The sequence below is a fragment of the Streptomyces sp. NPDC097107 genome (assembly GCF_044762405.1).
Lineage (GTDB): Bacteria > Actinomycetota > Actinomycetes > Streptomycetales > Streptomycetaceae > Streptomyces > Streptomyces thinghirensis.
Window position 1 is genome coordinate 450,187 of sequence record NZ_JBIWEF010000002.1, and the last position, 19,662, is coordinate 469,848.

A 19,662-nucleotide genomic window follows, 5' to 3' on the forward strand; every position below is an offset into this window, starting at 1 on the left:
CGGGTACTTGTAGAACCGGGTACTTGTAGGACCGGGTACTTGTAGAACCCGGTCCTACAGGAACCCGTCCTCGTAGGACTCGTTCCCGTAGGACCGCGGTAACCGCCGGTGAACGCGGACGGCCGGGATCCCGCACGGGGTCCCGGCCGTCCGCGTTCGGCCGGCGGATACGCTGACCGGTGACAGCAGTGGACGCAACGGACAGCGCGGAGCGGATCGGAACATGCGGAAGCCCACCACCCGGATGTGGATCTGGCTGACCGTCGCCGTCGTGGCCGTCGCCGGAGGGCTTCTCTACGTCGACAGCCACCGCGTCTCCGCCGCCCCGCACGCCGCCGACGCCAAGTGCGACGAGGTGGTCTCCCGCCTTCCGGACGGCATACCCGGCGCCTCGCGCGACTGGGCCCTCGGCGACGGCACCGCCTCCTGGGGCGGCCAGAAGGCGGTGTTCCGCTGCGGCGCCGAGGAACTGCCGCCCAACATCAACCTCTGCGTCACGGCCGACGGCGTCGACTGGGTCCTGGACGAGGAGCGGCTGAAGAGCGACGGTGTGAGCGTCCTGCGGACGTACGGCCGCTCACCGGCCGTCGAGCTCACGTACTCCGGGCCGCGCGAGGAAGTGGGCGGCATCCTCGCCGCGCTGGACCCGGCCGTGAAGTGGATCCCGCAGGAGCGGAAGTGCGTCGGCCTCGAGGACGCCGACGTCCTCGGCTAGCCGTTCGGCCCCCTTCGCCGGGCGTCGGCGCGGAGCCTGGTGTCGGATCGGGGGCATGACGGACCGTGAGAGCGGGGGCATGACCGGCCGTGACCGCGCCGCTTCCTGTCAGGGCCCCTACGGTGGCGAGACCGACCCCTGGGGCTGCGGTGACCCGGCCCGCTTCGAGGTAGCCCGGCATCTGCGAACGCCGCTGCGGGTGTGTCCCGTACATCTGGGGCCGTCCCTGCTGCTGGCGGACGGGGTGCTGTGGCCGCCGGGGATCTCCCTGATCCGCTGAGGACGCGCGCCACCGTAGTGGTTCACTTGGGTGACTCGGCCGGATCGGACCGGAGGCCGCCTACTTCGGCGTCCTCGGCGGTCGGCGGACGGCCCTGCTGGTCCTCGACATGCAGGACAGCTCGGAGATGCCCCGGCTCGGTGAGCCGTTCCTCATGGAGATGAACGCCGAGATCGAGCTTTGCCCGATCATGAACGGCGAGGACCTCGCGAAGGGCCTCTCCCAGCTGCGCTGACCGGCACGAGGTCAGCTGAAGACGATCATCGACCCCTGCGCCAGGCTCCGCGTGGCCGCCGCGTGCAGGCCCAGCCACACGTGGCGCTCGCGGGCGAAGGGGCTGGCGTCGTACGGCGCGGGCACGGCCGGCTCCTCCAGCTCCGTCGGGGCGAGTGGCGGCTGCGGGGGTGCCGGGGGGTTGGCCGGATCGATGCCCAGGGCCGGGGCGACGGCCTCCAGTTCCCGCAGGAGAGTGTGCGAGGAGCCCAACGGGCCGCCGCCCGCGAGGAGTTCGTCGCTCGCGAGCGGGTGCGGGAAGTCGACGGGGACATAGGCGCCCGCGTGGTCGTAGTGCCAGACCAGGTGCGACTGCTGGGCCGTCGCCTCGAACATCTCCAGCAGCTGCTCGTAGTCGCCGCCGAGTTCGTCCACCGGCGTCACCGGCAGTCCGCACACCTGGAGCAGGTGTGCCCGGCGCAGGAAGTGCAGCGCGTCGTAGTCGAAACCGGCCACCGGGGCGACCTCGCCGGACAGTCCCGGCATGTACTGGTACACCGGCACCGGCGGCAGCCCCGCCTCGGCCAGCACCTTGTCGTATTGCGCGAGTTCCTCGGCGAACGGGTTGTCCGGCGTGTGGCACAAGACGTCGACGAGCGGTACCAGCCACAGGTCACAGGCCAAAAGAGGGCTCCTCACACAGCACGGCGATCAAGCGCGGCGATCCAGCACGATGGTCAGGCTCGGTGGTCAGGCTCGGTGGTCAGGCTCGGTGGTCAGGAAGCGTAGTCGGTGCGCGTTGCGTGCAGTTCCCATACCCACCTGGCGCCGGTCCACGACACGCGGGACGTTGGTCATCACCGGGCGAGCCGCTCGATGAGGGCGAGCGAGTGGGTGTTGTACGCCTCGACGAGCGACCGCGCCCCCGGGGCGTCGCGGCGGGCGAGGGCGTCGACCAGCTCGGTGTGCCCGGACCACAGTGCGCCGCGCAGGTCACTGAGCCGGCGCAGGTGCTGCACCGTGCACACCCAACTCTGCACGCGCAGCCGGTGCAGGAAGTCGGAGAGGTAGGGGTTGCCGAACAGGACGGCCAGCTCGCGCCAGTACCGCAGGTCGTAGCCGATGAGGATGGCCAGGTCACCGGCCGCGGCGGCGCGCTGTGCCTCCTCGCCGCGCCGGCGGACCCCGGCGAGGGCGGCGGCGATCCGCGGGTCGCGGGGGTCCGGGCCGCCCCGGCGGTCGTCGACGAGGACGAGGAACATCCCGTCGGTGACGAGGCTGCGGGCCTCGATCATGCCCCGGAAGTCGCCGACCGAGTACTCGTGCACGCGGAAGCCGCGATGGTGGTCGGCGTCGAGGAGCCCCTGCGCGGACAGGTCGACCAGGGCCTCGCGCACCGGCGTCGCGGAGACCCCGTACTGCTCGGCGATCTCCTTGACCGTGAATTCCTGCCCCGGCTGGAGCCGCCCGGCCAGCACCTCGTCGCGGAGCGCGTCGGCGATCTGCTGCCGCAGGGTGCTGCGGGTGACGGCACCGGTGCCGCTGGGGCCGGGCATGGTCGGGCGGTCTCCTTGTCGCGTGCGGGGAGGGGGCGTACTCGTACACATGTCTACCGTGCACGAGCACGCCACCTTACGCGCTCGGATCCCTTTCCTGCCCGTATGCGGCCAGGGCCCCGCTCTGGCCTTACTCGGTGTACTGGTCCGCCACGGACAGCGCCGTGTCCAGGGCCGCCAGGCCCTCCTTCAGCTCCGCCTCGGAGACGTTGCACGGCGGCACGACGTGGGTCCGGTTCATGTTCACGAACGGCCACATGCCGTGGGCCTTGGCGGAGGCGGCGAACGCGGACATCGGCGTGGCCGCCTGCCCCGTCGCGTTGTACGGCACCAGCGGCTCCCGGGTCTCCCGGTTCTTCACCAGCTCCAGCGCCCAGAACATGCCGACGCCCCGCACGTCGCCCACGCTCGGGTGGCGCTCGGCCAGCTCCCGCAGCGCGGGCTCGACGACCTCGGCGCCGAGCCGGGCGGCGTGCTCGACGATGCCCTCCTCCTCCATCACGTCGATGGTGGCGACGGCGGCGGCGCAGGCCAGCGGGTGCCCGGAGTACGTCAGGCCGCCCGGGTAGGGCCGCTCGGCGAACGTCGCGGCGATCTCGGCGGAGATCGCGACGCCGCCCAGCGGGACGTAGCCCGAGTTCACGCCCTTCGCGAAGGTCATCAGGTCGGGCACGACGCCGTAGAGGTCCGCCGCGAACCACGTACCGGTCCGCCCGAAGCCGGCCATGACCTCGTCGAGCACGAAGACGATCCCGTACTTGTCGCAGATCTCGCGGACCCCGGCCAGGTAACCGACGGGCGGCATCATGATGCCCGCCGTGCCCGGGATCGTCTCCAGGATGATCGCGGCGACGGTCCCCGGACCCTCGAAGGCGATCGTCGTCTCCAGGTGCTCCAGCGCCCGCGCGCACTCCTGCTCCTCGGTCTCGGCGTAGAAGCGCGAGCGGTAGAGGAAGGGCGCCCAGAAGTGCACGACACCTGCCGCGCCGCTGTCCGAGGCCCAGCGGCGCGGGTCGCCGGTGAGGTTGATCGCCTGCTGGGTGCCGCCGTGGTACGAGCGGTACGCCGACAGCACCTTCGGCCGCCCGGTGTGCAGCCGCGCCATGCGCACGGCGTGCTCCACGGCGTCCGCGCCGCCGTTGGTGAAGAAGATCTTGTCCAGGTCGCCGGGCGTCCGCTCGGCGATCAGCCGTGCCGCCTCCGAGCGCGCCTCGACGGCGAACGCGGGCGCGAAGGTCGTCATCCTCGCCGCCTGCTCCTGGATCGCGGCGACGACCTTCGGATGCTGGTAGCCGATGTTGGTGTAGACGAGTCCGCTGGCGAGGTCGAGGTAGCGCTTGCCTTCGTAGTCCCAGAAGTACGACCCCTCGGCGCCGGCGACGGCGAGCGGGTCGATGAGCTCCTGTGCGGACCAGGAGTGGAAGACGTGCGCGCGGTCCGCGGCCTTCACGGCGGCGCCGGCCTGGGGGTTGGGCTGAGGGGTCATGCGGCCGAGGGTAGATGTCCGCGATGCGGAAACGGAATCGGCGTCCTGTCTGCGGTCGGAGGCTTTCCACGACAGGTTGTCGACGCGGCGTCCACCGCGGACGACCCGCCTGTTACGGAACCGTAGAACCGGACCGGCTCACCGCGCGGCTGCCCCGCACTATCCTCGATCTGTTGCTCACGTGGGTTCACGTGCGGGGGAAGGCGGCGCGACATGGACAGGCTCGGGGGCGGGGACCCGATGGAGGTCCCCCCAGGCGTTCAGCACTGGGGGAGAATCGGCGATTACCGACTGCTGGGGCGGCTCGGGGCGGGCGGTATGGGCCACGTCTACCTGGCCCGCTCGAACCGCGGACGCACGGTCGCCGTCAAGCTGGTGCGCGAGGAGCTGGCCGCGCAGGAGGAGTTCCGGGAGCGGTTCCGGCAGGAGGTCGAGTCCGCGCGCCGGGTCGGCGGGTACTGGACGGCGCCCGTCGACCTGGACGGCGTGCCCGAGAGCATCGCCGACCTCGTACGCGACTGCCTGAAGAAGGACCCCGCCGCACGCCCCGCACTCGCCGAGGTCTTGGAGCGCACGGGCGCGCAGGACACGGTCGCGGACGGCCGCTCCCACGACCCCTGGCTGCCCAGCGCGCTGGTGGCGCAGCTGGGCCGGCACGCGGTGCGGCTGCTGGACACGGAGAACCCGGAGAACCCGGAGAACCCGGAGAACCCGGAGAACCCGGAGAACCCGGAGAACCGGGAGAACCGGGAGGCGGCAGGTGCGGTCGGGGCCGCCGCGGTGACCGCGCCGGAGCCGGACGCGCCGTCCCCGTCCCCGTCCTCGACCCCGTCCGCCTCCCCGTCGCCGTATCGGGAACCGGCCGCGGCGACGCCGGACGGTCCGCCGCCACCGCGCGAGCCGGGCAGCGGTGGCGCCCCGCTGGACCACCTCCCCACTCTGGTCGCGGGCCAAGGCCCGCCGACGCCCCCGCCCGCCTACGGCCAGCCCCAGGCCCAGCCCCAGCCTCAGCACCAGGCCCAGCCCCAGGCCCAGGCCCAGGCCCAGCCTCAGCCCCAGGCCCAGGCCCAGGCCCAGCCTCAGCCCCAGGCCCAGCCCCAGGCCCAGGCCCAGCCTCAGCACCAGGCCCAGCCCCAGGCCCAGCCCCAGCCCCCCGCCCACGGTTACGCCGCGGCCTACGGCGCGCCGCCCGGGTACCTCCCGTACGGCGGCGGTCTCGGCTCGACCCCGCCCTACGGGCCCCCGCCGTACGGCCCGCCGCAGGCTCCGCCCCGAAGAGGCCGCTCCACCGCCCTGCTGATCGTGGTCGCCCTGGTCGTCGCGCTGGGCGCCGGAGGCTCGGTCTACGCCCTGATGAGCGGGGACGACGGCGACAACCGGGCGGGCGACGACCCCACGAAGACCGCGACGGCCGGCGTACCCCGGGACCCGGCCCCCAGCACGGACGGCTCGGCTCCGACGCCCGAGGCGGGTCGGCCGACCACGTCCACGTCGTCGACGCCCCAGGACGGCGCGATCCCGACGGCGTACCTGGGCACGTGGGCCACGACCATCGACAACGCCTCGGGCGTCCACACGAGGCGGCTGACCATCCAGCAGGGCGACGTGGGCGACACGGTCCTGTCACTCGTCGCGGACGGCCCCGCTGGCAACGGCACCTACCACTGCGTCTTCGAGGCCGACCTCAGTGACGCCCCGGGCTCCGACGCCCCTCTGAACCTCGGTCCCTCCACGGTGACGGTGGGTCCCGCCGCCACCTGCACCCCCGGCGAACCCACCCAGGTCGCCCTCCTGCCGAACGGCACCCTGGAACGCACCACCACGAGCACCGGCGAAACGCTGACGTACCGACGCCAGTAGCGCGGCGGCGAAACGCCGGAGCAGTCACCGCGGCTCCGGCGGCCGCTGCCGAGGCATGTTCGGCCGAGCCCCGTTCGCCGGTGCCGAGAACCGGCCGGACACTCCCGGCGCACCCGCTTCGGACCGCGCCCCGCCCGCGGACACCGCCTGCAATCCCAGCGGCGCCGACCCGGTCCGGAAATCCACCATCCAGTCCGCCGTCTCCGTCCGCACCAGCTCCGTCACGTCCTCCGAGAACCGCCGCAGCACCAGCAGACAGCGCTCGGCCGCCTCGCTCGCCGTGCCGTCCGCCGGCCCCAGCACCTCCCGCACGCTCTCCGACGCCCAGTCGAACTGGAGCACCTGCAGCCGCCGCTGCACGGCCTGCGCCGTGGCAACGTCCCGCATCCACCCGGACGTGACCCCGAAGTACCGGTCCCCGGCCACGCACGCCACCCCGAACAGCAGCGCCAGGTACCCCCAGGGAGCGACTCCGCCCACCACCCCGGACATGTCCAGCAGCGGCAGCGCCGCCCCGGCGATCGCCCCCACCGCGGCCCCGCCCCGCAGCATCATGGCGCCCCGTCGCTTCCACATCCGGTCCGTCAGGTACCAGGCCGCCGTGTCCAGGGCGCCCCGCTCCACCCACCGGTACAGCTCGTCCAGGCGCTCCGCGGGCAGCGCCCAGTCCCCGAGCGGAAACGCCCGCCCGGTGAGGTCGCCCGGTCGCGGCCCGGCCGTCCCCTCACCGCCCCGCCCGTCGTGCGGCGGCCCCTCGGGCTGCATCTCCGGCTGACCCACCCGGCACTCCCTACTGCTCGCCGTCCGTGAAGACCTGAAGACCTCATGCGCCGGCACCCTTCCTACCGCCCAATGGGTGGCGGAGCCTGGGGTTCCGCCGCTTTTCCGCCCGGAAGGAGGTGTTGATCAGGTATAGGGCCCCCTCGGCATCACTCGAAAGAGTGCTGGAGCGAGGGCCGCGCGGACCACGTAGGCTCGTGCCGAACGGCAAAAACCCGCGGTGACCCCGCGGCGACAGCGGCGACAGGAGCTGAACGTGATCCCCGGTGGTGGCCAGCCCAACATGCAGCAGCTGCTTCAGCAGGCCCAGAAGATGCAGCAGGACCTCGCCCAGGCCCAGGAGGAACTGGCGAGGACCGAGGTCGACGGGCAGGCGGGCGGGGGCCTGGTGAAGGCCACCGTCACCGGCTCCGGCGAGCTGCGCGGCCTCGTGATCGACCCGAAGGCGGTGGACCCGGAGGACACCGAGACCCTCGCCGACCTGGTCGTGGCCGCGGTCCAGGCGGCCAACGAGAACGCGCAGGCCCTCCAGGAGCAGAAGCTCGGCCCGCTCGCCCAGGGCATGGGCGGCGGCAGCGGCATCCCCGGCCTGCCTTTCTGAGTTCGCCTTTCTCAGACCGGCCGAAGCCCTCTACCGTACGTAGTGCAGGACCCCAAGGAAGGACGGCAGTCCGTTGTACGAAGGCGTGGTCCAGGACCTCATCGACGAACTCGGGCGGCTGCCCGGCGTCGGTCCCAAGAGCGCGCAGCGGATCGCCTTCCACATCCTCCAGGCGGAACCGACCGACGTACGGCGGCTCGCCCAGGCCCTCATGGAAGTGAAGGCCAAAGTCCGCTTCTGCGCGACCTGCGGGAACGTCGCGCAGGAGGAGCAGTGCAACATCTGCCGCGACACCCGGCGCGACCCCTCCGTCATCTGCGTGGTGGAGGAACCGAAGGATGTCGTGGCCATCGAGCGCACCCGCGAGTTCCGGGGGCGCTACCACGTGCTCGGCGGCGCGATCAGCCCGATCGACGGGGTCGGCCCCGACGACCTCCGCATCCGTGAACTGCTCGCCCGCCTCGCGGACGGCACCGTCACGGAACTGATCCTGGCCACGGACCCGAATCTGGAGGGCGAGGCCACGGCCACGTACCTCGCCCGCATGATCAAGCCCATGGGCCTCAAGGTCACCCGCCTGGCCAGCGGCCTCCCGGTGGGCGGCGACCTGGAATACGCGGACGAGGTGACCCTCGGCCGCGCCTTCGAGGGGAGACGACTCCTAGATGTCTGACGCCACGCTGCACGCGACCAACCAGAACCCCGACGACTTCGCCGTCCAGATCGCCGATCAGATCGAGAGCTTCCTGGTCGCCGTCACCGAGGTGGCGAAGGGCGACGAGCCGGACTCCGCCGTCCCCTTCCTGCTCCTGGAGGTGTCCCAGCTCATGCTGGCCGGCGGCCGCCTGGGCGCCCACGAGGACATCGTCCCCGACGACCGCTACGAGCCCGACCCGGGCCCGGAACTCGACGTGGACGAACTCCGCGAGAACCTCGCCCGCCTCCTCGACCCGATCGACGTCTACTCCGAGGTCTTCGACCCCTACGAACCGCGCAAGGCCCCGGTCCCGGCCCGCATCTCCGACGACCTCACCGACGTCATCACCGACCTCCGCCACGGCATGGTCCACTACAAGGCCGGCCGCACCACGGAGGCCCTGTGGTGGTGGCAGTTCTCCTACTTCTCCAACTGGGGTTCCACGGCCTCGGCGACCCTGCGGGCGCTGCAGTCCGTGGTGGCGCACGTGCGGCTGAACCAGCCCCTGGAGGAGCTGGACGGCCTCGACACCGACCAGGGCCTCGGCGACGACACCCTGGAGACGGAGGCCGGCCGGGTCATGGTGGAGGAGATCGCGGGCCCGCTGGGCCTGCGTCCGGTCACGTGACGTGGGCCGCTTCAGCGGGCTGGGGGCGGGCGCTGTGCTGAAAAGCGTGAGCAGATGGACGTCGAGTGTCATTTCAGTGCTCGGATGAGCGCCGTAAGGACAGTGGGAGGCGGAGTGTTCACGCTTTTGAGGTGGAGGGGCCTCGGCAGCGACCCAGCCGGTACTCATGCGGCATCGCGTCCGAGCGCCGCGCGCAGGGCCTCGGCCATCCGTCCGTAGCGGCCCCGCTCTTCCTCGCCCCGCCACGCATGGCGCTCCCCGTCACGCATGGCGCTCCCCGTCACGCATGGCGCTCCGCGCAGGGCCATCTTCGTGGCCTCAGCGCCCCGGCCGAGCAGCAGCAGCACCGGTATCGACGCGACCGAAACAGGCGGCCCATTCGAGAGCCGTCCGTTGCTTCATGGCCCGGTCCTCGATGTCCGCCCCACGGTCGAGCAGCAGGGCGACAGTCGCGGTGTGGTTTCCGCTCGCCGCCACGACGAGTGGCGTGTACGGGATCCGGTCCTGCGCCGCCATGGACACCCCGGCGTCGAGCAGCTCCGCGACGGCGTCCCCGCTCCCGAACATCGCCGCGCTGGCGAGGGGGGTCAGGTCGTGGTACGGCCCGGCGTGCGCCGTCGTGTCCGCGCCGGCCCCGAGCAGCACCCGGACGACGTCGGCGCGGTTCTCCCGCGCCGCCAGGTCCAGCGCCGTCCGCGCGTCTTCACCGAGAGCGTCCACCGCCACGCCGGCGCCCAGCAGCCGGGCCACCGTCGCCACGTCCCCGTCCTTCGCGGCCCGTGTCAGTTCCCACGAACCCTCCATCGGCGCATCATTGCAGGGTGTCCCGCAGCCGGGCGGGGCAGACGTACGGCGCGGTCACCGTCGGCACGCTGTACCAGCGCAGCGGCCAGGTGTTCCCCTCCAGCGCGGGGGTTCCGATGTAGGTGACGGTGCGGGTGCCGCCGCCGTGCCGTTGTACACCGAGCGGCCAGTCGTGCGCGGCGACCTCCCCGGGGGCCAGCAGGAAGTACACCCACCGCCCACCGCCCGCCTCGCACACGATGGGCCCCGCGTCGTCGCCCGACGCCTCGACGAGCCACTCGGCGACCAGCTCCCCACGGATGCCGTCGATCCGTACGGCATCGAAGTGGACGCCTGCGAGGTGCAGTTGGTGGCCGGTGGCCGGGACCAACGCCGGGCGGTGAATCGTGTTCGTCATGGTCACACGCTGGCGCCTGCGGGGCTACGCTCGGTAGCGACTGACGTGATACACGCCGGGGTGTATCCATCGGAGGTGCGTGCTGTGTCCCAGTCGCCTGTCATGTGGCGCTTCAGTGGCAACCAGATGAAACGCTGGCGCACCAAGGCCAACATCAGCCGTGAGCAGCCGGCGGCCGCTTCGAACTACTCCCCGGACACCATCAAGGCGATGGAACAGGGAGCGCGCATGCCGACGCCCGAGTCCTCGACGTGGCAGACGAGTTGTGCCGCGCGGAGGGGTCGCTGAGCGCGGCGAAGGACTACTTGAGCCGGGAGAAGTTCCCGGCAAGGGCTCAGGAGTTCATGGAGCGGGAGAGGGAGGCGATCAGCCTCTGGTGGTACGAGGACACTCTGGTCCCGGGCTTGTTGCAGACGGAGAAGTACGCGCGCACCCTGATTGAGCACCGCAACCCACCGCTGGACGAGGAGACCATCGAGGAGCGGATCGCGGCTCGCATGGAGCGGCAGGCGATCCTGACGGAGCGCAGGCCGCCGGTCGGCTTGAGTTTCGTCCGTCCTGTACGAAGCGGTGCTGCGAAGCCCACTGGTGGACGACGAGCAACTGAACCGTCTCCTGGAGGCCTCGATGCTTCGGAACGTCGCGTTGCAGGTACTCACATTCGAGCGAGCCATTCCGGCCGGACTCCTGGGGTCCACAGTGCTACTGGAAACACGGGCGTACGAACGGTTCGCCTTCTCTGAAGGGCCCATCGCCAGCGAGCTGTCGGCCAATCCGGGGGTTGTCAACCGTGTGTCGGAGCGGCTTAGCATGATGCGCACCGAGGCTCTCAGCCCAGTTGAGTCGGCCCGCTTCATCAATGACATGGTGAATCAGCCGTGAGTGACCAGTTGAAGTGGGTCAAGTCCAGCTATAGCGACGACGAAGGCGGCGCCTGCGTAGAAGTCGCCCTCGCCCCCACCACCCACATCCGCGACTCCAAGACGGCGCCCGCCGGCCCCGAACTCCGCGTCTCCGCCCCGGCCTGGTCGGCGTTCATCGCCGCAGTTCAGCCCGGAGCTTGAGCCCCGGGACCCGAGCTCTTCCCTTGGTTTTCCGGTCTGGTTGAAATACCCAACCAACCAAGGGTGTACGTGAGTTGACGCGCCATACCCCGTAAGGATGACGATCCGTGATCAGCTTGCGTCGCTGTGTAAAGCCGCTCTAAGTTCGCGGCATATGACCGGCAAATGAGTCGGCCCCGGCGGTGCGCCAACACCAATCCGGGACCTCACCGACGCATCGAAGATCAGAGGTTCGATGGTGGCTTACGCCAACCCTAGTCCCGCCCTGCCCTCCCCGTCCCACCCCATGGCCAATCCGGGCTACGGAAAACGCCCCGCAGGTGACGAAGGCCCGAACGCGGACCCGGACTTCGCACACCTGAACCCGCGTGAGGCGGAGATCGCCGTCTTCGTCGACCACCTCGACGACGGCCACGCGATGGGCCACAAGGTGCTCGCGGCGCAGCACCCCCGCTACGGCCAGCAGGCGACGCGTACGTCTCTCAACCGCCTCGCCGAGGCCGGCCACCTGCGCCGGATCAGGGAACACATCACCGTCGAGGACAACACCATGCGGTGGGTCACGCGGACCTATTGGTCGCGTACGCGCAGGTCGGAAGCCTGGTGGGAGGATTTCGCGCGGGAGCGGGGCGGCCGGATCGTGCCCGGCGACCTCCGGCCCGGCCTGGCCCGCACCGACGAGCCCGAGCTGCCCGAACTGGAGCCCGACCCGCAGTCGGAGTCCACCCCGCAGCCCGAGGCCCGAACCTCGTACCGCACCCTCGCCGGAATCCGCGAGGCGGACCCACGTATGTCCCTGTCCGAGTCCGACTGCCGGTCCCTCGCGTCGCTGGCGGGGGAGTGGCTGTCGCGCGGGGCGACACCCCAGGACATCACCCGCGCGGTGACCGAGGGCCTTCCCGCGACCGTGAACAACCCGGGCGGCCTCGCCCGCAACCGACTGGAGAACAAGATGCCCCCGAAGAAGGCGAAGATCCGCCAGAAGGCCGCCCCGCGCCGCGCCCGCGTGACCCGCGCGGTGATCTGCTGCATGTCCTGCGACGCGGACGAACTGACGACGACGATCAAGGGCGGCATGTGCCCGGACTGCCGCGCCGAGTTCGAGGCGGCCGTGGCCGCCGAGGAGGCCGGGGAACTGGACGCCGGTTACGTGCCGGACACGTTCCTGGCCGACCCCGACGCCCACGCCGTGTACCAGTGGGTGGACGTCCCCCGCCGCGCGGCGGAGGTACGCGCGGCGGGCGGCCTGCGGCCGAGGACGGAGCGGGTGCTGTGAGCGTGCGGGCTGCCGGAGTCCGTGTGGCCGGCGTCCGTCCATGGACCCACCTCTCCGCCCCCGTCGGCACCACCCTCGACACCGAGCCTCTCAAGGAGCCGGCGGAGCGATCCCGGCCCGGGCGACCTCCCGGGCCGGGACTCGCCGCCGGTCAGGAGACCGCCGTGTGGTCCGGGTACGTGTCGAGGACGGTGTCGGCCTTCCGGGCGCCGAAGGGCGCGCGCCAGTTGCCGGTACCCGGGTAGTAGTACGTGTGGTCCGCGCCGTAGGCGTACAGGTCGGCACGGCCGTCGCGATTGGCGTCGCCGATGCCGACGGTGTACCGGTAGGCGTTCCAGCCGCCGCCGATCCGCGTGCGGGGGGCGAAGGTGCCGTCGCCCTTGCCGAGGTAGAGCCAGAGGACGCCGGCCTTGTCGCGGGCGACCAGGTCGCCGGTCGCGGCGCCGCCGATGTCCCCCGTGGCTGTCAGCTCGTTGTAGACGCCCCAGCCGCCGCCGACCCTGGTGCGCTTGCCGAAGGGCGCGCGCCAGTCGCCGGTGCCCTTGTAGAGCCACAGGACGCCGCTCTTGTCGGTGGCCAGGAGGTCGGCCCTGCCGTCGTTGGTGAGGTCGCTGCCGACGGTGATCCTGTCGTAGGTGCCCCAGCCGCCGCCGATCCGGCTGCGGGTGGCGAAGGTTCCGTCGCCCTTGCTCAGGTAGAGCCAGAGGACGCCCGCCTTGTCGCGCGCGACGAGGTCTCCGTGCGCGGCGCCGCCCAGGTTGCCGCCCGCCTCGATCCGGTCGTAGGTGTTCCACCCACCGCCGACGAGCTTGTTCTCCGCCCGGGTCAGGTTCTTGTCGTACGAGTAGAAGTGGGAGTCGGTGCGCCACAGGCGGCCCGACGGGTCCCGGGCCAGGAGATCCGGGCTGCCGTTGTCCGTGTAGTCGTGCGGAGCGGCCTCGCGGACCACCTCGAAGGTGCCGGACGAGGTCACGGTCGGGCCGATGCCGTTGCGCGGGCGGGCGGAGATCTCCCAGGTGTAGTCGCCGTTGGGCGCGCCGGCCGTTGCGTGGTCCACGTCGCCCCTCCACTCGAAGGTGAAGTTCGTCGTCTCGGGCCCGTAGAAGACTCCCTGCGCGGTCTTTCCGGTGCGCTTGTGACGCAGAGTCACCCACAGTTCCGCGTTGTCCCGCGACAGCGCCCAGCGCAGCTTGATCCGGCCGCCGTCGCGGTCGAGGTCGATCACCGCGGGGACGTTGTGGCCGACGAGGGTGAGTGCGGTGGGTTCGCCGGTGCTCGCGACCATGGTGGCGGCCGGGGTGCCGTCGGCGCCGGGGGCGATGCGGAAGAGCCCCTCGCCGTCGGCGACGGTGCCGCCGCGGACGTGGAGGACGCCGTCGGGGGAGGCCGCGGCGGACGTGAGGTGGTCCAGCAGCCTGGTGTCGGCCCCGGTCTTCAGGTTGTGGGCGGTCAGGGGGTGCATGGAACTCTTGTTGGTGGCGGTCAGACCACCGGGGTCGCCGTACACCAGGTGGTCGCCCTGGAGGCCCACCTCGATGTCGCGGGCTATCGCTCCGGCCACCAGTGCGATCCGCCGCGTCTCGCCCGTGGCGCGCGTGCGGACCACGATGCGGGGTCCCTGCGAGCGGTACTCGATCCACGCCACGTATTCCGGTGAGACGGCGATGTCGCCGTTGCCGCGCGACTCGTCCCGCAGGCCGGTCTCCGTCACGGCGCCGGTGGCGAGGTCGATCAGGCCCCAGTACTTCTTGTCGCCGCTGGTGTAGGTGACCAGGCCGTGCGCCGAGGTGCCGGCCGTGACCCGGCGGAGTGTCGCGTCGGCCGGGAGGCCGGTGACCGGGACACGCCCGCCGTCCTTGGTGTGCATGAGCAGGCCGGCGCCCGCCGACGCGCTCCTGTCCGTGATGAACAGGGCCCGGCCCGCAGCGCCGGCGTAGTCGAGTCCGGCGGCCGGCTGGGCGAAGACGTCGAAGACCTTGCGGCCGGTGGCCAGGTCCCGCAGTTCCGCGGTGTCGCGGCGGGGCAGTACGGCCACGAGGTCGCCGTATCCGGTGGCCTGCATGGGCAGACTGTCCACCAGATCGCTCACCGCGCCGTCCGAGGCCCGGACCCAGGCCCGGTCGCCCTTGGTGTTGTTCCAGGTCAGGTAGCCCGAAGCGGTCACCGCCAAGATCTTGTGGCCGACCGGGAAGGCGACCGTGGCCGCGTCGGCCGCCGACACCGGCACCGCCCCCTGCGTCGGCGGGGCGGCCACGGCCGGCCGGGCCACGACGGTGGCGCCGATGGTGGCGGCAAGGACGACGGTGGCGGTGACGGCCAGCCGTCGGCGCGCCGGACGTACGTGAGACAAGGCGGTGATCCTCCCCAGGGCGCGGCGCACCACGCGTCGCGGCGGAAGATCAGACTCACCGTCGTTCACGGAAGTTGTAGGCGAGGTGGCCTTGTGAACGTGTGACTCACGGCACTTTTCCGAGTGACCCGCGCCCTCCTGGGCATGAGCCAGCCTGAGCGAGTACCCGGGTCTCATCATGCGATACCGCAGTGGCGGAATCCGGACGCTCGGTAAAATGAGCCGACCGCAGTACATATACGTACGTGCGGAAAGAGACGGATTGAGCGAGGAGCGCACGTGGGCCTTGTCGTGCAGAAGTACGGAGGCTCCTCCGTAGCCGATGCCGAAGGCATCAAGCGCGTCGCCAAGCGGATCGTGGAAGCGAAGAAGAACGGCAACCAGGTGGTCGCCGTCGTTTCCGCGATGGGCGACACGACGGACGAGCTGATCGATCTCGCCGAGCAGGTGTCCCCGATCCCTGCCGGGCGGGAACTCGACATGCTGCTGACCGCCGGAGAGCGCATCTCCATGGCGCTGCTGGCCATGGCGATCAAAAACCTGGGCCACGAGGCCCAGTCGTTCACCGGCAGCCAGGCCGGAGTCATCACCGACTCGGTCCACAACAAGGCCCGGATCATCGACGTGACGCCGGGTCGCATCAAGACCTCGGTGGACGAGGGCAACGTCGCCATCGTGGCCGGCTTCCAGGGCGTCAGCCAGGACAGCAAGGACATCACCACGCTGGGGCGCGGCGGGTCCGACACCACGGCCGTCGCTCTCGCCGCCGCGCTCGACGCGGACGTCTGTGAGATCTACACCGACGTCGACGGCGTGTTCACCGCCGACCCGCGCGTGGTGAAGAAGGCGAAGAAGATCGACTGGATCTCCTTCGAGGACATGCTGGAGCTCGCGGCCTCCGGTTCCAAGGTGCTCCTCCACCGCTGTGTGGAGTACGCCCGCCGGTACAACATCCCGATCCACGTCCGGTCCAGCTTCAGCGGACTCCAGGGCACGTGGGTCAGCAGCGAGCCGATCAAGCAAGGGGAGAAGCAGGTGGAGCAGGCCCTCATCTCCGGTGTCGCGCACGACACCTCGGAGGCCAAGGTCACGGTCGTCGGTGTGCCGGACAAGCCGGGCGAGGCGGCCGCGATCTTCCGCGCGATCGCCGACGCCCAGGTCAACATCGACATGGTCGTGCAGAACGTGTCCGCCGCCTCCACGGGCCTGACGGACATCTCCTTCACCCTGCCGAAGACCGAGGGCCGCAAGGCCATCGACGCGCTGGAGAAGAGCCGGGCCGGCATCGGCTTCGACTCGCTGCGCTACGACGACCAGATCGGCAAGATCTCCCTGGTCGGCGCCGGCATGAAGAGCAACCCGGGCGTCACCGCCGACTTCTTCACCGCACTGTCCGACGCCGGGGTGAACATCGAGCTGATCTCGACCTCCGAGATCCGTATCTCGGTCGTCACCCGCAAGGACGACGTGAACGAGGCCGTCCGCGCCGTGCACACCGCCTTCGGGCTGGACTCCGACAGCGACGAGGCCGTCGTCTACGGAGGCACCGGGCGCTGATGGCCGACATCGCGGGTGCCGGGCGCACCGGGCGGCCGACCCTGGCCGTCGTCGGAGCGACCGGCGCCGTCGGTGCGGTCATGCTCCAGATCCTGTCCCAGCACGCGGACGTCTGGGGTGAGATCCGCCTGATCGCCTCGCCGCGCTCGGCCGGCCGCAAGCTGACCGTGCGGGGGGAGGAGGTCGAGGTGGTGGCGCTCACCGAGGAGGCCTTCGACGGGGTCGACGTCGCCATGTTCGACGTACCCGACGAGGTCTCCGCCCAGTGGGCGCCGGTCGCCGCCGCCAAGGGCGTGGTGGTGGTCGACAACTCCGGCGCGTTCCGGATGGACCCGGACGTGCCGCTCGTCGTGCCCGAGGTCAATCCGCACACGGTGCGGATGCGGCCGCGCGGGATCGTCGCCAACCCCAACTGCACGACGCTGTCCATGATCGTGGCGCTGGGCGCGCTGCACGCCGAGTCCGGACTGCGCGAGCTGGTCGTCTCCTCGTACCAGGCGGTGAGCGGGGCGGGGCGGGACGGCGTGGAGACGCTGCGCCGGCAGCTGTCCCTGGTGGCCGGGACCGAGCTGGGGACCAACCCGGGTGACGTGCGGCGGGCCGTCGGCGACGACACCGGGCCGTTCCCGGAGCCGGTCGCGCTGAACGTCGTGCCGTGGGCCGGGTCGCTGAAGGACGACGGCTGGTCGTCGGAGGAGATGAAGGTGCGGGACGAGTCCCGCAAGATCCTCGGGCTGCCGCAACTGCCGGTGGCGGTGACGTGTGTACGGGTTCCCGTGGTCACGACGCACTCGCTGACCGTGCACGCCCGTTTCGAGGGCGAGGTCACCGTCGAGGGGGCCCGGGAGATCCTGGCCACCGCGCCCGGCGTCGTCCTCTTCGACAACCCGGCCGCGGGGGAGTTCCCCACCCCCGCCGACGTGGTCGGCACCGACCCGACCTGGGTCGGCCGGGTGCGGCGGGCCCTGGACGACCCGACGGCGCTCGAACTCTTCGTCTGCGGGGACAACCTGCGCAAGGGGGCAGCCCTGAACACGGCGCAGATCGCGGAGCTGGTGGCGGCCGAGTTCGCCTGAACGGGAACAGGCGGACCAAAGCCCTGGCCATTGTGGGGTTTGTTCGTAGAGCTCATGAACGAGATGTGATCCGGAAGTTGGTCCGGACTACTTGTAACCGGCACCTGTGGCATCAGAGGATTTCCTCCCCGCCCTCCGCAACCGTGCGGAGGGCGGGGAGCGTCTTTGCGGTCACCCATTCAGGGCGCGGGGACGCGTGAGTCGGCGTGGGGACGCCGAGGGCGGGCGTGGGGACGCTCGTTCACATGGGACATAGGGGAAGAGCGGGACGATGAGGGCCTATGACGCACCGTCAGCCGGGTGGCTGCCCGTCAGACGCGGGAACGTGACGCCCGGCACGTACAACCCTCATGGGGGTCAGCGTGTCCAACTGGCGTGGCAGAGGTACTCGAATTCACCGCAGGAACGCGCGGCGCGGCTCTGCGCCCGCCCAGCCGGTCCGTCCGTCCCCGTGCGGCCGGTCCGGCCGGTGGCATGCCGGTGATCGCGCCGATGCCCGCAGCGCGGCCGGCCCGCATATCGAACCAGCGCGACGGCGCGGACGAGGACGCGGTGGCGGCGGGTACCACCGTCGACCACCTCACCGAGACCTACCGGGCGCACTACCGGTCGCTGCTCGGCCTCGCCGCCCTCCTTCTCGACGACACCGCCTCCTGCGAGGACGTCGTCCAGGAGGCCTTCATCCGCGTCCACTCGGCGCGCAAACGCGTCCGTGATCCGGAGAAGACCCTGGCGTACCTGCGCCAGACCGTCGTCAATCTCTCGCGTTCGGCGCTGCGCCGCCGCATCCTCGGCCTCAAGCTGCTCTCCAAGCCGATGCCGGACATGGCGAGCGCGGAGGAGGGCGCCTACGACCAGCTGGAGCGCGACTCCCTGATCAAGGCGATGAAGGGACTCCAGCGCCGCCAGCGCGAGGTCCTGGTCCTGCGCTACTTCGCCGACATGACCGAGGCGCAGGTCGCCGAGACGCTCGGCATATCCCTCGGCTCGGTCAAGGCGTACGGTTCGCGCGGCATCGCGGCGCTCAGGGTGGCCATGGAGGCACCGGCATGAGCGACGGCAACGACGCGCGGCGCGACGCCCGCGACGAGCACCTCCCCCGGGAGGGGGACGCGCCGACCGCGCCGACCGCGCCGACCGCGCCGACCGGACCGGCCGGGCCGCTCGGGCAAGAGCAGCCGAAGCACACGCACGCTGGGAACGGAACTGTGAACCACGGCCCCGCCGAACAGGGCCCCGCCGAACAGGGCCCCGACGCCGAGGGGCCCCGCGCCCAGGGACCCGACGGGCTCGACTCCGACGAGCTGGCCCTGCGCAGGATGCTGCACCACGCCGTCCAGGACGTGGAGCCGAGTGACGGCACCCTGGACCAGCTGCGCCGCGCGGTGCCCGCCCGGCGGGCCCGCAAGCGCCAGGCCGCCGTCGGCGTGGCGGCCGCCGCCCTCTTCCTCGGCACGGCGGTCCCGGCCCTCGTGCACGTCTCGGGTGCCACCGGCCCCGGGGCCGACCCGTCCGTCGCGGGCAACTCCTCGCAGGCCCAGGGCGGTGCCTCCCAGGGCGTTGACCCGGCCGGCGGCCAGAGCGGCGTCGCAGGCTCCGCGGGCACGGACGAGGGCAAGGGCAAGGCCGACCCGAAGGAGACGCCCGGCAAGGACGAGGAGAGCGGCGCCGCGACGGGCTCGTCCCCGGGCGCCGGCCCCTCCGCCAGTACCGCCGCCGACCTCCCCGTCTGTACGGCGAAGCAGCTCGGCCCGGCCGTCGCGAGCAGCGCCGCCCCCGACTCCACGGGTGTGGTCTACGGTTCCTTCCGCGTCACCAACGTCTCCTCGGACGGCTGCACCGTCGTCGGCCCCGGCAGCGTGGTCACCACCCCGCAGGGCGCGGCGGACGCCGCGAAGATCGGTACGGCACGGCACGCGGCCGGGGACGCCGCGGCCGGACTGCCCGACCCGTCCCTGGAGACCGCCGCGCTGACGCTGGCGGCCGGCTCCGCGTACGAGGTGCGGTTCGCCTGGGTGCCCTCGGAGACCTGCCCCACCACCGGCGGCACCACGGGGGGCGGCACCGGCGGCCCGTCACCCGATCCCTCACCCACCGAGGAGCCGACCGCCGAGGGCGGTGCCTCCATGAGCGGCGGCGGCGACGCCGGCGCCGCGCCCCAGCTGGCCACCGAGGACGGCCCGGCCGGCGGGAGCGTGACGGTGACGTACACCCCGGAGGGCGGCGCCGGTTCGGCGACGGCCACGGTGTCCGACGCGTGCGCGGGGACGGTGTACTGGACGGGCGTGCTGCCGGATACGGGAATGTGACCTGGCCGGCGGG

At 71.7% G+C, this 19,662-nt stretch carries 21 protein-coding genes and 2 pseudogenes; 16 read left to right on the top strand and 7 right to left on the bottom strand.

Annotated features, from left to right (window positions below; translation table 11 throughout):
• Positions 1 to 223 precede the first annotated feature (223 nt).
• From ACIQ1J_RS05770 to ACIQ1J_RS05780, 3 genes and pseudogenes are all read left to right on the top strand, one after another.
• The gene (locus ACIQ1J_RS05770) at positions 224 to 715 is read left to right on the top strand and encodes a DUF3515 family protein (protein ID WP_403554385.1); all 492 of its coding nucleotides are present in this window, start codon (positions 224 to 226) and stop codon (positions 713 to 715) included.
• Between the two features lie 55 nt (positions 716 to 770).
• A complete protein-coding gene (locus ACIQ1J_RS05775) occupies positions 771 to 995 on the top strand; it encodes a hypothetical protein (RefSeq protein WP_374196470.1) in 225 nt (74 codons plus the stop codon).
• Positions 996 to 1,035: 40 nt separating this feature from the next.
• Positions 1,036 to 1,230, top strand: a pseudogene (locus ACIQ1J_RS05780) (hypothetical protein); the annotation flags it as partial.
• Between the two features lie 11 nt (positions 1,231 to 1,241).
• Here the strand turns inward: ACIQ1J_RS05780 and ACIQ1J_RS05785 are convergent.
• From ACIQ1J_RS05785 to ACIQ1J_RS05795, 3 genes are all read right to left on the bottom strand, one after another.
• On the bottom strand, positions 1,242 to 1,892 hold the full coding sequence (locus tag ACIQ1J_RS05785) for a hypothetical protein (RefSeq protein ID WP_210963174.1): 651 nt from the start codon (positions 1,890 to 1,892) through the stop codon (positions 1,242 to 1,244).
• Between the two features lie 173 nt (positions 1,893 to 2,065).
• Positions 2,066 to 2,764, bottom strand: coding sequence for a GntR family transcriptional regulator (locus ACIQ1J_RS05790; protein ID WP_403554388.1), 699 nt, complete (start codon positions 2,762 to 2,764; stop codon positions 2,066 to 2,068).
• A gap of 130 nt (positions 2,765 to 2,894) precedes the next feature.
• Positions 2,895 to 4,250 carry an aspartate aminotransferase family protein gene (locus ACIQ1J_RS05795; RefSeq protein WP_403554390.1) on the bottom strand — a complete coding sequence of 452 codons (1,356 nt, stop codon included), beginning with the start codon at positions 4,248 to 4,250 and terminating at the stop codon, positions 2,895 to 2,897.
• A gap of 213 nt (positions 4,251 to 4,463) precedes the next feature.
• On the opposite strand from ACIQ1J_RS05795, the gene ACIQ1J_RS05800 reads away from it, so the two are divergent.
• Positions 4,464 to 6,110, top strand: coding sequence for a hypothetical protein (locus ACIQ1J_RS05800; RefSeq protein WP_403554392.1), 1,647 nt, complete (start codon positions 4,464 to 4,466; stop codon positions 6,108 to 6,110).
• A gap of 24 nt (positions 6,111 to 6,134) precedes the next feature.
• On the opposite strand, the gene ACIQ1J_RS05805 is transcribed toward ACIQ1J_RS05800, so the two are convergent.
• Positions 6,135 to 6,890, bottom strand: a complete 756-nt coding sequence (locus tag ACIQ1J_RS05805) for an SLATT domain-containing protein (RefSeq protein WP_403554394.1) — start codon at positions 6,888 to 6,890, stop codon at positions 6,135 to 6,137.
• A gap of 256 nt (positions 6,891 to 7,146) precedes the next feature.
• Between ACIQ1J_RS05805 and ACIQ1J_RS05810 the strand changes: the two genes are divergently transcribed.
• From ACIQ1J_RS05810 to ACIQ1J_RS05820, 3 genes are all read left to right on the top strand, one after another.
• On the top strand, positions 7,147 to 7,491 hold the full coding sequence (locus ACIQ1J_RS05810; RefSeq protein ID WP_210963179.1) for a YbaB/EbfC family nucleoid-associated protein: 345 nt from the start codon (positions 7,147 to 7,149) through the stop codon (positions 7,489 to 7,491).
• Between the two features lie 73 nt (positions 7,492 to 7,564).
• Positions 7,565 to 8,164, top strand: coding sequence for a recombination mediator RecR (gene recR / locus ACIQ1J_RS05815; RefSeq protein ID WP_007451877.1), 600 nt, complete (start codon positions 7,565 to 7,567; stop codon positions 8,162 to 8,164).
• A complete protein-coding gene (locus ACIQ1J_RS05820) occupies positions 8,157 to 8,816 on the top strand; it encodes a DUF5063 domain-containing protein (protein WP_210963180.1) in 660 nt (219 codons plus the stop codon). The genes recR and ACIQ1J_RS05820 overlap by 8 nt, the downstream gene beginning before the upstream one ends.
• A 318-nt stretch (positions 8,817 to 9,134) precedes the next feature.
• Here the strand turns inward: ACIQ1J_RS05820 and ACIQ1J_RS05825 are convergent, their stop codons facing one another.
• Both ACIQ1J_RS05825 and ACIQ1J_RS05830 read right to left on the bottom strand, forming a co-directional pair.
• A complete protein-coding gene (locus tag ACIQ1J_RS05825; RefSeq protein ID WP_403554397.1) occupies positions 9,135 to 9,620 on the bottom strand; it encodes an ankyrin repeat domain-containing protein in 486 nt (161 codons plus the stop codon).
• A 7-nt stretch (positions 9,621 to 9,627) separates the two neighbouring features.
• The gene (locus tag ACIQ1J_RS05830) at positions 9,628 to 10,017 is read right to left on the bottom strand and encodes a hypothetical protein (protein WP_403554399.1); all 390 of its coding nucleotides are present in this window, start codon (positions 10,015 to 10,017) and stop codon (positions 9,628 to 9,630) included.
• 84 nt (positions 10,018 to 10,101) lie between these two features.
• On the opposite strand from ACIQ1J_RS05830, the gene ACIQ1J_RS05835 reads away from it, so the two are divergent.
• The 5 genes and pseudogenes from ACIQ1J_RS05835 (at position 10,102) to ACIQ1J_RS05855 (ending at position 12,357) form a co-directional block, all read left to right on the top strand.
• The gene (locus ACIQ1J_RS05835) at positions 10,102 to 10,305 is read left to right on the top strand and encodes a helix-turn-helix domain-containing protein (protein ID WP_403554401.1); all 204 of its coding nucleotides are present in this window, start codon (positions 10,102 to 10,104) and stop codon (positions 10,303 to 10,305) included.
• Between the two features lie 56 nt (positions 10,306 to 10,361).
• Positions 10,362 to 10,493: pseudogene (locus ACIQ1J_RS05840) on the top strand (Scr1 family TA system antitoxin-like transcriptional regulator); the annotation flags it as partial.
• Between the two features lie 82 nt (positions 10,494 to 10,575).
• The gene (locus ACIQ1J_RS05845; protein ID WP_403554814.1) at positions 10,576 to 10,899 is read left to right on the top strand and encodes a Scr1 family TA system antitoxin-like transcriptional regulator; all 324 of its coding nucleotides are present in this window, start codon (positions 10,576 to 10,578) and stop codon (positions 10,897 to 10,899) included.
• The gene (locus ACIQ1J_RS05850) at positions 10,896 to 11,081 is read left to right on the top strand and encodes a DUF397 domain-containing protein (protein WP_403554403.1); all 186 of its coding nucleotides are present in this window, start codon (positions 10,896 to 10,898) and stop codon (positions 11,079 to 11,081) included. Before ACIQ1J_RS05845 ends, ACIQ1J_RS05850 begins: the two co-directional genes overlap by 4 nt.
• A 235-nt stretch (positions 11,082 to 11,316) precedes the next feature.
• Positions 11,317 to 12,357 carry a hypothetical protein gene (locus ACIQ1J_RS05855; protein ID WP_403554405.1) on the top strand — a complete coding sequence of 347 codons (1,041 nt, stop codon included), beginning with the start codon at positions 11,317 to 11,319 and terminating at the stop codon, positions 12,355 to 12,357.
• Between the two features lie 151 nt (positions 12,358 to 12,508).
• On the opposite strand, the gene ACIQ1J_RS05860 is transcribed toward ACIQ1J_RS05855, so the two are convergent.
• The gene (locus tag ACIQ1J_RS05860; protein WP_403554407.1) at positions 12,509 to 14,707 is read right to left on the bottom strand and encodes an FG-GAP-like repeat-containing protein; all 2,199 of its coding nucleotides are present in this window, start codon (positions 14,705 to 14,707) and stop codon (positions 12,509 to 12,511) included.
• A gap of 279 nt (positions 14,708 to 14,986) precedes the next feature.
• On the opposite strand from ACIQ1J_RS05860, the gene ACIQ1J_RS05865 reads away from it, so the two are divergent.
• The 4 genes from ACIQ1J_RS05865 (at position 14,987) to ACIQ1J_RS05880 (ending at position 19,649) form a co-directional block, all read left to right on the top strand.
• A complete protein-coding gene (locus tag ACIQ1J_RS05865) occupies positions 14,987 to 16,264 on the top strand; it encodes an aspartate kinase (protein WP_121748211.1) in 1,278 nt (425 codons plus the stop codon).
• Positions 16,264 to 17,340 (top strand): aspartate-semialdehyde dehydrogenase, encoded by a 1,077-nt coding sequence (locus ACIQ1J_RS05870; RefSeq protein WP_403554410.1) that lies wholly within the window; start codon positions 16,264 to 16,266, stop codon positions 17,338 to 17,340. The genes ACIQ1J_RS05865 and ACIQ1J_RS05870 overlap by 1 nt, the downstream gene beginning before the upstream one ends.
• Before the next feature lie 474 nt (positions 17,341 to 17,814).
• A complete protein-coding gene (locus ACIQ1J_RS05875; RefSeq protein ID WP_121748213.1) occupies positions 17,815 to 18,393 on the top strand; it encodes a SigE family RNA polymerase sigma factor in 579 nt (192 codons plus the stop codon).
• Positions 18,390 to 19,649, top strand: a complete 1,260-nt coding sequence (locus tag ACIQ1J_RS05880) for a hypothetical protein (protein ID WP_403554412.1) — start codon at positions 18,390 to 18,392, stop codon at positions 19,647 to 19,649. Before ACIQ1J_RS05875 ends, ACIQ1J_RS05880 begins: the two co-directional genes overlap by 4 nt.
• The last annotated feature ends 13 nt before the right edge of the window (positions 19,650 to 19,662 follow it).

What these genes read in the sequence shown, in the direction of transcription:
- ACIQ1J_RS05870 (WP_403554410.1), top strand. Translation starts at nt 16,264, where the DNA reads ATGGCCGACATCGCGGGTGCCGGGCGCACCGGGCGGCCGACCCTGGCC.
- ACIQ1J_RS05855 (WP_403554405.1), top strand. Translation starts at nt 11,317, where the DNA reads ATGGTGGCTTACGCCAACCCTAGTCCCGCCCTGCCCTCCCCGTCCCAC.
- ACIQ1J_RS05825 (WP_403554397.1), bottom strand. Translation starts at nt 9,620, where the DNA reads ATGGAGGGTTCGTGGGAACTGACACGGGCCGCGAAGGACGGGGACGTG.
- ACIQ1J_RS05820 (WP_210963180.1), top strand. Translation starts at nt 8,157, where the DNA reads ATGTCTGACGCCACGCTGCACGCGACCAACCAGAACCCCGACGACTTC.
- ACIQ1J_RS05775 (WP_374196470.1), top strand. Translation starts at nt 771, where the DNA reads ATGACGGACCGTGAGAGCGGGGGCATGACCGGCCGTGACCGCGCCGCT.
- ACIQ1J_RS05875 (WP_121748213.1), top strand. Translation starts at nt 17,815, where the DNA reads ATGCCGGTGATCGCGCCGATGCCCGCAGCGCGGCCGGCCCGCATATCG.
- ACIQ1J_RS05790 (WP_403554388.1), bottom strand. Translation starts at nt 2,764, where the DNA reads ATGCCCGGCCCCAGCGGCACCGGTGCCGTCACCCGCAGCACCCTGCGG.
- ACIQ1J_RS05795 (WP_403554390.1), bottom strand. Translation starts at nt 4,250, where the DNA reads ATGACCCCTCAGCCCAACCCCCAGGCCGGCGCCGCCGTGAAGGCCGCG.
- ACIQ1J_RS05830 (WP_403554399.1), bottom strand. Translation starts at nt 10,017, where the DNA reads ATGACGAACACGATTCACCGCCCGGCGTTGGTCCCGGCCACCGGCCAC.
- ACIQ1J_RS05800 (WP_403554392.1), top strand. Translation starts at nt 4,464, where the DNA reads ATGGACAGGCTCGGGGGCGGGGACCCGATGGAGGTCCCCCCAGGCGTT.
- ACIQ1J_RS05880 (WP_403554412.1), top strand. Translation starts at nt 18,390, where the DNA reads ATGAGCGACGGCAACGACGCGCGGCGCGACGCCCGCGACGAGCACCTC.
- ACIQ1J_RS05770 (WP_403554385.1), top strand. Translation starts at nt 224, where the DNA reads ATGCGGAAGCCCACCACCCGGATGTGGATCTGGCTGACCGTCGCCGTC.